Source organism: Streptomyces muensis, from assembly GCF_021474425.1.
GTDB lineage: Bacteria > Actinomycetota > Actinomycetes > Streptomycetales > Streptomycetaceae > Streptomyces > Streptomyces muensis.
Genome location: NZ_JAKEIP010000300.1, coordinates 1 through 9,265, shown reverse-complemented (window position 1 = coordinate 9,265; position 9,265 = coordinate 1). Strand labels below are relative to the sequence as shown.

General features: G+C 70.5%; 10 protein-coding genes. 5 read left to right on the top strand and 5 right to left on the bottom strand.

Annotation, left to right across the window (positions count from 1 at the left end):
• Positions 1 to 261: 261 nt before the first annotated feature.
• The gene (locus L0P92_RS38435; RefSeq protein WP_234767770.1) at positions 262 to 399 is read right to left on the bottom strand and encodes a hypothetical protein; all 138 of its coding nucleotides are present in this window, start codon (positions 397 to 399) and stop codon (positions 262 to 264) included.
• 37 nt (positions 400 to 436) lie between these two features.
• Between L0P92_RS38435 and L0P92_RS38430 the strand changes: the two genes are divergently transcribed.
• From L0P92_RS38430 to L0P92_RS38415, 4 genes are all read left to right on the top strand, one after another.
• On the top strand, positions 437 to 634 hold the full coding sequence (locus L0P92_RS38430) for a hypothetical protein (RefSeq protein WP_234767769.1): 198 nt from the start codon (positions 437 to 439) through the stop codon (positions 632 to 634).
• 685 nt (positions 635 to 1,319) lie between these two features.
• Positions 1,320 to 2,153, top strand: a complete 834-nt coding sequence (locus tag L0P92_RS38425) for a hypothetical protein (protein ID WP_234767768.1) — start codon at positions 1,320 to 1,322, stop codon at positions 2,151 to 2,153.
• Positions 2,154 to 2,157: 4 nt separating this feature from the next.
• Positions 2,158 to 2,535 (top strand): GntR family transcriptional regulator, encoded by a 378-nt coding sequence (locus L0P92_RS38420; RefSeq protein ID WP_234767767.1) that lies wholly within the window; start codon positions 2,158 to 2,160, stop codon positions 2,533 to 2,535.
• A 252-nt stretch (positions 2,536 to 2,787) separates the two neighbouring features.
• Positions 2,788 to 3,141, top strand: coding sequence for a hypothetical protein (locus tag L0P92_RS38415; RefSeq protein ID WP_234767766.1), 354 nt, complete (start codon positions 2,788 to 2,790; stop codon positions 3,139 to 3,141).
• Between the two features lie 455 nt (positions 3,142 to 3,596).
• On the opposite strand, the gene L0P92_RS38410 is transcribed toward L0P92_RS38415, so the two are convergent.
• From L0P92_RS38410 to L0P92_RS38395, 4 genes are read right to left on the bottom strand one after another with little or no spacing between them, the layout of a single operon-like run.
• Positions 3,597 to 4,466 carry an ABC transporter permease gene (locus L0P92_RS38410; protein WP_234767765.1) on the bottom strand — a complete coding sequence of 290 codons (870 nt, stop codon included), beginning with the start codon at positions 4,464 to 4,466 and terminating at the stop codon, positions 3,597 to 3,599.
• 10 nt (positions 4,467 to 4,476) lie between these two features.
• Positions 4,477 to 5,409, bottom strand: coding sequence for an ABC transporter ATP-binding protein (locus L0P92_RS38405; protein WP_234767764.1), 933 nt, complete (start codon positions 5,407 to 5,409; stop codon positions 4,477 to 4,479).
• Positions 5,406 to 5,750 (bottom strand): transcriptional regulator, encoded by a 345-nt coding sequence (locus L0P92_RS38400; protein ID WP_234767763.1) that lies wholly within the window; start codon positions 5,748 to 5,750, stop codon positions 5,406 to 5,408. Before L0P92_RS38400 ends, L0P92_RS38405 begins: the two co-directional genes overlap by 4 nt.
• Positions 5,747 to 6,247 (bottom strand): hypothetical protein, encoded by a 501-nt coding sequence (locus tag L0P92_RS38395; RefSeq protein WP_308289802.1) that lies wholly within the window; start codon positions 6,245 to 6,247, stop codon positions 5,747 to 5,749. Before L0P92_RS38395 ends, L0P92_RS38400 begins: the two co-directional genes overlap by 4 nt.
• 174 nt (positions 6,248 to 6,421) lie before the next feature.
• On the opposite strand from L0P92_RS38395, the gene fxsT reads away from it, so the two are divergent.
• Entirely contained in the window at positions 6,422 to 9,244 is a 2,823-nt protein-coding gene (gene fxsT / locus L0P92_RS38390) for an FxSxx-COOH system tetratricopeptide repeat protein (RefSeq protein WP_234767761.1), read from the top strand.
• The last annotated feature ends 21 nt before the right edge of the window (positions 9,245 to 9,265 follow it).

Genomic DNA, 9,265 nt, shown 5'->3' with positions numbered 1-9,265 from the left:
GCCCTTTGTCCCGCCCTTCGCGTCATCGTTTCCCTTGCACGCGGCGAGCAAGGACGCGCCGACGCCAATGGTGAGGTAGCGCAGAGTCGTTCGGCGGCCCACGATCCGGGCAGCGGCTCGGATGTCACGCATGCTTCGTTCTCCCCGTTCACACCAGTCAAGTGATCAACTGGCAGCGTACAGAAGTCACTTGTCGACCAGGCACTGAATCACCTGCTGCTCCAACCCGTGTCGCTGTTGCGGCTCAGGGCGGCGACCTCTTCACCCCAGCTCGTCGAGAAGGCCCCCGCCCATCCAGCCGATGTGCGGTCGATATCGCCGCCAGGCCAGTCGGCCACTGGCACAGTCCCCGTCGAGGTCCCGGCCGGCACTCGTCCTGTCCCCCTGAGTGTCAGCCATGGCCGCGTCTCCCGCATCCGCCAACAGTTGCTACGTCATGACCGGGACAAAGGGTGACCAGGCCTGGGCGAAGGGATTCTGCGGCGACTCCGACGACAAGATCTATCGCAAGTTCGCCTGGAGCAACACGCCGGACAGCTGGTTCCTGCCCTTCCACGGTGGACGCACGTGGACGCACGTGGACCCACAACCGGCCCACGCGGGGTCCAGCTTCCAGGGCATGAAGGCCTGCTGACGGCTGCGGAGTGCCGCTTGAACGGCGCGGCACCCTCTGATCCGAAGCACCTGAGGGGACCGGACGCCTGGTCGGCTGAGAGCGCGGTGCGCAGCCGCCTGGGTGCTGCTGGTGGACGGGGTGGCGGGCCACGTGACGGACACGTCCGATACCTGCACCACGACGCCTCATGACCGGGAGGTCAGCCGCCCTGTGCCAGGAGTACGGGTACGGGCTGACGTCGCGCCGCGGACCGGACCGGACCGCCGGCGACAGCACCCAAGGCCCAACTCCCACCAGAATCGTGAGCCGTTCGCCGAAGCGTTTGTCCGAACGCTTCGGCGAACGCTTCCTTCCCAGCCCCCTCCCAGGCCCTCCGGCGGCACCACGGCGAGCAGCGCACCGCGTGAGAGCGATGATCCCCACCGACCACCCAGACCGCCCCGCACACCGGGCTGCCTCGTCGTCCCTCGTCCCGCTCCAGCGCGGCTGCACGAGCCTTCCCCGCTGGCCGCGGCGCCCCAGGCGACACCACTGCCCGGAACCACACACCCCCGAGCAGAACACCGCCGCAGCCCCGCATCCGGCCCCGGCCGGCCACCGCACCCCGTGCAACCCCGTGCAACACCGTTCCTGTACAGGCCCGTTGACTTGTCGCAACCCTTGCCTCAACATAATGAGTCAAACCATGAGACAAGAGGGCGTCATGCCAAAAGGAACGATTCCGGACAGCGACCAGTCAGCGCGTCCGGCAGATCTCGAACAGGCCGGCGCATGGCTGGCCCAACACGGCCTGGCCGACGTCCAGCCGACACCCCTGCTGGCCACACGCCTGGCAGCCCGTCGACGTACGCGCCTGACCGGTGATGTCCTGCTGGCCGCATTCATCATCGCGGTCGCCCTCATCTACACCATCGACCTGTCTGTCGACACCTCCGTCGACGGGACCGGGACATACCGCCACTGGTCACTGCTGGCCCTGACCGTGGTGGTCGCGACGCTGGTGCTGGCCCAGTCCCTGCTGGACCGACGGGTGCGTCGGGCCGACCGCCGGGCCGGCACGACACTGCCACGCCGAGCAGCTCACCCGATCCCGCTCGGCTGGCGCACCGTACTCGGCCGCCCCCGCGCCGCATTCGCGACCGCCACCTTCATGGGCGCGGCACTGCTGGCCATCGCAACCCTGGCGACGCAGGACTCCACCGCACGGTACCCGGCACTCGTCCTGCTCATCGCCCTGGGCGGGGTCGCAGTCGGCATGATCGTCCAACTGCGCCATGTCCTGACCCACCCGACCGTCGCCGACGACGAAGTCTCGCTGACCGCCGACGTCATCATGCGCATCGAGGACGCCCGCAACGTCGCCACACCAACTGCCGTGTGGTGCCTCCCAGTCGTGTCGGTGTTCGCGACCGCGCTGGGCTGGTGGATCACCGCCTGGTTCGCCTTCATCGCTCTGAGCGCCCTCACTCACTCCCTGATCACCCTGAGGACCGCGAGCAGCGAGACGGTCGCACGGCACGTCACCGGTGGCCGGTGAACCGTTGATCGTCATCGACTCGACCTCACCCGTCCCACCGTTCGAACAGCTCCGCGCCCAGCTCGCCCGGCAGATCCAGGACCACACACTGGCCGTCGGCACCCGACTGCCGACCATCCGACGCCTGGCCGCAGACCTGGGCCTGGCCGCCAACACCGTCGGCCGGGCCTACCGAGAACTCGAGGAAGCAGGCCTGATCGAAACCCGCGGCGCGGCCGGCTCATTCGTGTCCGCAGCCGGCGAGAAGGGCCGCGAACGAGCACGCCACGCCGCCGCCGAGTACGCCGCCGTCATCGCCAGCGTCGGCATCGACACCAACGAGGCCATCCGCATCGTCCAGGCAGCGCTGACCAACGGCACCGCACCATCGCCCTCGTCATGAGAGGCCACCTCGCCCCTGCTGGGCGCAAACCTGCCATGCCCCGGGCAGAACCGGGTCGCCGAGCCGCTGGCGCGCCCTCTACGCCACGGCAGCGCTCGACGCTCTGCCTGCCGCGCGCTTCGCCCCAGCCCACCACAGTGGCGCATCACCCTGAAGAGTTATAGGGACGCTGGGCGGCGAACGTCCGCGAAGCTGGGGCTGCGCTTGCGGAGGCGAGCGCAGGACGCATTCGTTTCAAATCGGGGAGTATGTGTGAAGGCCACGCAGCGACTTGCCGCCCTGACGGGCAGCGCCGCCCTGGTGCTGACCGGGCTGACGACCTTGACGGCTACACCAGCCGCCGCCGCAACGTGTCACAACAACCTCAAGGTCGAAGAGGCCTTTGGAAAGGTGACTTTCTCACGCTGCTACCGCGACACCTCACTCGGGAGCAGGGAATTCAAGGTCCAGGGGACCGTGACGGACACGAAGACGGATGGGTGCAACGTCCGGGTGACCTTCAAGTTCAAGCACTCGTCGGCGAAGTACGAGACGGGGAGTTCCAGGTCCTTCACTTCGCTCTGGCACATCGGAATTCCCAGCGTGAGCCTGTCCAAGGTCTGCTGACCTCCGGATTGAGTGACGGCCTTCTCGGGTTGTACAGCCCCGCCATGTGCGCGGCGGGGGGAGGCGTCGAAAGGACTCGAAATCGACGCTTCCCCGGCGGCCGAGCCCGCTGCCGCTCTGGCTGTGGTGGCCCGCCACCGGGGCCTGATGGGCGACGAGGACCATGTGGTCTCAATGAGATTTCAACGCCGCCTCCGCAGCCAACAGCCTTCGGGTTGATTCGGGCCTTGCGCACCTTCCCGGGCGGCCTTCCGGGCGTCGAGCCGCATGCCCGTTTGCCTGCGCTCCACGGGCGACAGCGGCAAGCCCGTCCGCTACTGCGAGAGCAACGGCGTCGTCCGCGCCGAGATTCACAGGGGGACGACGACTGGCCGGGGCAAGTGCTGGCCCGCAGGGTCCAGGTGGGCCGTGCCGTCGAGGCAGACCACGGCGTAGCCCGGTGGTCGCGGGGCGGCCTACGCGGGCAGTGCGCCGCTCCGTTCCGCCTTGCGGTGGCGCGCGGACAGGCGGGAGCCGGACTCGCGGCGGGCGGCGCGGCGCAGGAGGGGCACCGCGAGGAGGAACCCTACGATCGCCCAAGCGGTCAGGACCAGGGCGACCATGGGCAGTTCCCAGGAGCCGGCTGCCTCGGCGGTCCGTGCCGAGTCCGGGAGCAGCGCCGAACGCAGGCCCTGTGCCATCCACTTGAGCGGGAAGACCGCGGCCACGTGCTGGACCGGCACGGGCATCGCGGTGATCGGGAACACCGCCCCCGAGGTGAGCAGCAGCCCCATCGTCGGCAGCATGATCAACGCCAGGGCCTCGCGGGGGTTGGGCAGTACGGCGCCTATGGCCGCGCCGAGCGGTACGACGGCGAGCAACCCGAGTGTGGTGACCCACGCCAGCGTCAGCCAGTCTCCCGGCCCGTGCGGCAGTGGCCCGTCCGCCAGCAGTGCCCCGGCGACCAGGAGCAGCGCCAGGGTGCCGACCGCCAGGACGACCACCAGCAGGCACTTGGCGACGAGGTAGGCCGGTATCCCGCCGGGCGTGGCGCGCAGCCGCAGCAGGGTGCCCTCCTCGCGCTCGGTCACGAGGATCTGCGGGAGGTTGATCAGCCCGACCTGGAACAGCAGGTAGGCGGCGAAGCCCGCCAGCACCAGATGAGTCATCGGGGTCCGGGTCCCGGGCACGTCGTCGCTGACGTAGGCGGCGACGAGCAATGCGACGACCACGTTGGTCAGATGGCCGGACATCTCCTTGCCGTTGCGCAGGAGGTGCCGCAGCTCGATTCCGCCGCGCTGGAGCCCGGCACGCCAGCTGTTCGTCCTGTTCATCCTGTTCGTCATGTGTGCCCCCTCATGCGGCCGGTGCCTCCTCGTCCGCGTCCCTGTCCGTGCCGTCGTCCCCACCCGTGCCATCGGCCTCCCGGTGCACCATGTGCAAATAGGTGTCCTCCAGCGTCGGGCGGCGGACCTCCAGGTCGGCGATCGGGCCGGCCGCGTCCCGGTGGAGTTCCCAGACCAGCCGTGAGGGGTCTTCGGTGCGTTCGCGGCGGGGCGTCCCGTCGTCGGCCGTCCAGCGGACCTCGGCCTGGGCGGCGGCTCGCCGGGCCAGTTCCGCGGGTGTGCCACAGTCCCTGATCCGGCCGCCGACCAGCATGGCGATCCGGTCGGCGAGCCGCTCGGCCTCCGCCAGGTCATGGGTGGTGAGCAGGACGGTGACGCCCTCGTCACGGGCCAGCCGTTCGACCAGGACGTGGAACTCGTGCCGCGCCTGAGGGTCGAAGCCGGTGGTCGGCTCGTCCAGGAAAAGGAGCTCGGGGCGGCCGACGATGCCGAGCGCGACGTCGAGGCGTCGGCGCTGGCCGCCGGACAGCCGGTCCACCTGCCGGCCGGCCTGGTCGGTGAGGCCGACCAGGGTCAGCAGTTCGGCCGGGTCGCGCGGGTCGGGGTAGTAGGTCGCGAAGTGCGTCAGCAGCTCGGCGACCCGCCAGCGGCGGTGGTCGCGCCAGGACTGCAGGACCAGGCCGATCCGGCCGCGCCACGCGTCGCCGCCCCGCTCGGGATCCGCACCGAGGACGCTCACCTTCCCGCCGGAGCGCTGCCGGAAGCCTTCCAGGATCTCGACGGTGGTGGTCTTCCCCGCGCCGTTGGGCCCGAGCAGCGCGAAGACCTCGCCGCGGTGGATGTCCAGATCGACGCCGCGCAGGACGTCGACATCGCCGTACGTCATGGTCAGATCGCGTACCTGGATCACGGGCTGGACATCGGTGCGCCCGAACGTCGTCATCGGCCGGCCTCTGTGCGAGGCTGCTGTTGTGCCGCCCCGGTCGCGGGGCCGGCGCTGTCGACGATGGCCCGGAGTGCCGCCACATGTCCCTCGAAGGCGGTGCGACCGCGGTCCGTCAGCCGTACCTTCGTACGGCGGTTGCGGCCGCCGCCCTCCTTCTGGATCTCCAGGTATCCGGCACCCTCCAAGGTGTGCAGCTGCTTGGAGAGCGCGGAGTCGCTGAGCGAGAGGCTGTCGCGGACGAACGCGAAGTCCGCCCACTCGGTGGCGGCGAGCAGCGCGACCACCGACAGTCGGGTGGCGGGGTGGATCACCTCGTCGAAGCCGGCCGGGGTGCTCATCGGCCCGCCCCCTCGTCGGCCGCCGGTTCGCCGCTGCTTCGCACCGAGTCGGCCGCCCAGCGGTTGGCGGGACGGAGGGAGAGCAGGTACACGGCCACCGCGGCCGTGGCCTGGATGAGGCCGGCGTAGATCGGCTCCAGTGGCTCGGTCAGGTGGTCCGCCAGCACGATCGTCCCGCCGACCAGCACCCCCGCCGCACCGAACGCGGCCCACATACGCCCGGGGCAGCGAGTGTGGTGCAGTTGCATCCGGCTCCTGCGGCTGCTCATCACGATCAGCAGGCTCAACAGGCCGACGTAGGCGGTCACGAACACGCCGAGGCCCCACTGGGGCAGGTCCATGCCGACGCCGGCAAGGAACACCCACATGAGCGCGGCCGTGCCGTAGGTCATGCGGCGCCCGCCGGACACGGAGCGCTCGAACTCGTCGTACACCCGCTCCTGTGGCACTCGGATGCGCTGGAGATCCTTCCATGCCTGTTCGGCATCCACCGGCATGCTCACGGCCATCTCCCTCCCGTCTCCGTCCCCGATTACTTTCCTGTCAGGAAAGTTACTCTTGGCTTTCCTGGCAGGCAAGTCGGAGGTCTGTCGGTACTGGGCTTCCGGCTGACCCACGAGGCACCACGGCCTCCGGTGGTCTGGCCGGTCCGGCTGGGTAAGGTGCCGCCCTTGGCCTCCGCGTTCCAGCCACGTACCGCGCTGCGCGAGCAGATCACCGCACGGCCGGCGGTGTTACTGTCCGGCGGTGGCGGCGTCGGCAAGTCCCAACTGGCGGCGGCCTGCGCCCACCAGGCATCCGCCGACGGTACGGACCTGGTGGTCTGGCTGGACGCCACGGACACCGCGCGGATGGTGACGGGCTACGCGACGGCAGCACGCCGGGTCCAGGCACCCGACGCCCGGGGCGAGGACACCGAGGCGGACGCCAAGACATTCTTCGACTGGCTGGCCGCCACATCGCGTTCCTGGCTCATCGTGCTCGACAACCTCACGGACCTGGAGGGCATCGCCGCCTGGTGGCCGCCGCATTCCGCCGCCGGCACGGGCCGGGTACTGGCCACCACACGGAGAAGGGACGCACGACTGTCCGGCGGCGGCCGCTCCGTCGTCGCCATGGACACGTACTCCCCCGAAGAGGCCGACACCTACCTACGGGACCGTTTCGCGGGCGCGGGCATGGACCACCTGCGGGACGGCCAAAGCGCGGCGCTCCTCCATGAGTTGGGGCATCTGCCGCTGGCCTCGGCGCACGCTGCGGCCTACATGCTCAACGAGGACGTGCCGTGCGGCGACTACCTGAGGCTGTTCACCGACCGACGCTCCCGACCGGACACGGTGCTGCCCCGTGCAGCCGACACCGAGGGGTACGGCCTGCCCGTCACCACCGCCCTGCTCATCACCCTGGATGCCGTGCAGCGCCGTGAGCCGGTGGGTCTGGCCGTACCGGCCCTGCGGCTCACCGCCCATCTGGACCCGGCCGGCCACCCGTTGGGGCTGTGGGCCGAGGCCGGAGTCGGCAGGTACCTGGACCTCTATCGCACACCCGGCGCCGAAGCGAGCGAGGTCACCGCCGATGAGGCCCGCGCGGCCGTCCATCTGCTGCATGAATACGCCCTGATCAACGGCGACTTCCAGGACAGCGCCCGAACTGTGCGGATCCACGCGCTCACCGCCAGGGCGGTCCGCGAGAACACCCCCGAGGCACAGGCCGCGGCCGGTATGCGGACCGCCGCGGACGCCCTCTTGGGCATCTGGCCCGAAACGGAGCACCCCGACGCCGAACTCACCGCCGTACTGCGGGCGAACGCCGCCACCCTGAGCGCCCTGGCGGGCGACCTGCTGTGGCAGGACGGCGGCCACCCGGTGCTCTACGAGTACGGACTCAGCCTGCTGCATGCCGGCCTCTACGAAGCGGCGGTCACTCATTGGCAGCGGCTGACCGCCGATGCCGGGCGGCTCCTGGACGACGGCCACGACGACATCGTGCTGACCCGGGCCCACCTGATGGACGCCTACCGGCGCGCGCATCGAACGGACGAGGCCATCGCCTGCGGGGAGCAGCTGGTCGCCGACCTCGTACGGCGCCAGGGCGCGGACAGCGCCGACGCCAAGGCGATCCGGGGCTCGCTGAGCGCGGCCTACTGGCTGGCGGGGCGCCACCCGGAGGCGATCACCGCCGCGGAGCAAGCCGTAACCGATGCCGAGGAACTCCTGGGCGAGGACGATCCCGTCACGGTCACCACGCGCAGCAATCTGGCCGCCTTCTACGCGGCCTCGGGACGCGCGAACGAGGCGATCCCCCTCGCCGAAGCGGCCGTCGCCGACCGGGAGAGGCTGTTCGGTACGGACGACACCGCCACCACGACGGCCCGCAGCGTCCTCGCCGGGGCCTACGAGAGCGCGGGCCGTATCCAGGAGGCCCTCGCCCTCCAGTCGATGGTCGTCCAGGATCAGGAGCGACTCCTCGGCCGCGACCACCCCACCGCCCTGGAGGCCCGCCTCAACCTGGTCGGCACCTACCTGGCCGCTGACCGCCCGGACGAAGCGATCACCCTGTGCGAGCGTTCGCTGTCCGACGCGGAGCGGCTGCTCGGCACGGACCACCCGACCACCCTCGCGGCCCGAAGCAATCTGGCCCATCTGCACGCGCAGACGACGTCCGCGCCAGAGGCGATCCCCCTCCTCGTCCGCGCGGCCGGGGACTGCGAGCGAGTCCTCGGGCCCGATCACCCGTACACGCTGCAGGCTCTGGGCAATCTCGGCATCGCCTACTCGGGAGCCGGCCGCCACTCGGAGGCAATCGCCCTGCTCCTCAAGACCGTCTCGTACGCCCGGCGCCTTGGCCGGGGGCATCCGGACCACATGACGGCGCTGAGGTCCCTGGCCTGGTGCTATCAGGAGGCGGGACGCCCAGATGAGGCGACGTCCGTCATGGAGCGGTTCGCGGCCGAGGTCCTGGAGTCGGGTGCCCACGACAGCGAAACGATCTCGGCGCTGTTCCCGCTGGTCGGCGCGCTGTTCAGGGTGGAGCGCGGTGATGCCGCCATCGAACTCCTGGAACGCCTGCTCACCACGGTCCACGAGGCCCTCGGCCAGGACCATCCGGAAACACTGCTGGTCGGCGACGCACTGGCCCACTGCCTTCTCCAGATGGGCCGCGCGCGGGACGCCATCCCGCTCCTCGAGCGCATCGCGGCCGGCTACGAGCGCCGGCTCGGCAGACACGACGGCGAGACCATCAGCGCCTGGGGCGCCGTGGCCATCGCCTACACGGAGACGGACCGCGCAGGCGAGGCCATCACGCTGCTCGAAGCACTGGTCTCCGAGTCGACGCGGGAACTCGGCGCCGATCACCCCGCTGTCCGGGATGCGCACGAGACTCTGGCCATCGCTTACCTCAAGGCGGGCCGCTACGGCGCCGCCGCACGCGCGATCGGCCGCATGATCGGCGGCACGCTGCGGCGGCGATGGGGGTGGTCGCGGCGGGGTTGACCCGCTGGGCCGAGCCGGGGG

Bases quoted from the DNA above. Each gene is read 5' to 3' on its own strand.
- L0P92_RS38430 (WP_234767769.1), top strand. From the start codon at position 437: ATGACCGGGACAAAGGGTGACCAGGCCTGGGCGAAGGGATTCTGCGGC.
- L0P92_RS38425 (WP_234767768.1), top strand. From the start codon at position 1,320: ATGCCAAAAGGAACGATTCCGGACAGCGACCAGTCAGCGCGTCCGGCA.
- L0P92_RS38400 (WP_234767763.1), bottom strand. From the start codon at position 5,750: ATGAGCACCCCGGCCGGCTTCGACGAGGTGATCCACCCCGCCACCCGA.
- L0P92_RS38435 (WP_234767770.1), bottom strand. From the start codon at position 399: ATGGCTGACACTCAGGGGGACAGGACGAGTGCCGGCCGGGACCTCGAC.
- L0P92_RS38405 (WP_234767764.1), bottom strand. From the start codon at position 5,409: ATGACGACGTTCGGGCGCACCGATGTCCAGCCCGTGATCCAGGTACGC.
- L0P92_RS38410 (WP_234767765.1), bottom strand. From the start codon at position 4,466: ATGACGAACAGGATGAACAGGACGAACAGCTGGCGTGCCGGGCTCCAG.
- L0P92_RS38395 (WP_308289802.1), bottom strand. From the start codon at position 6,247: ATGCCGGTGGATGCCGAACAGGCATGGAAGGATCTCCAGCGCATCCGA.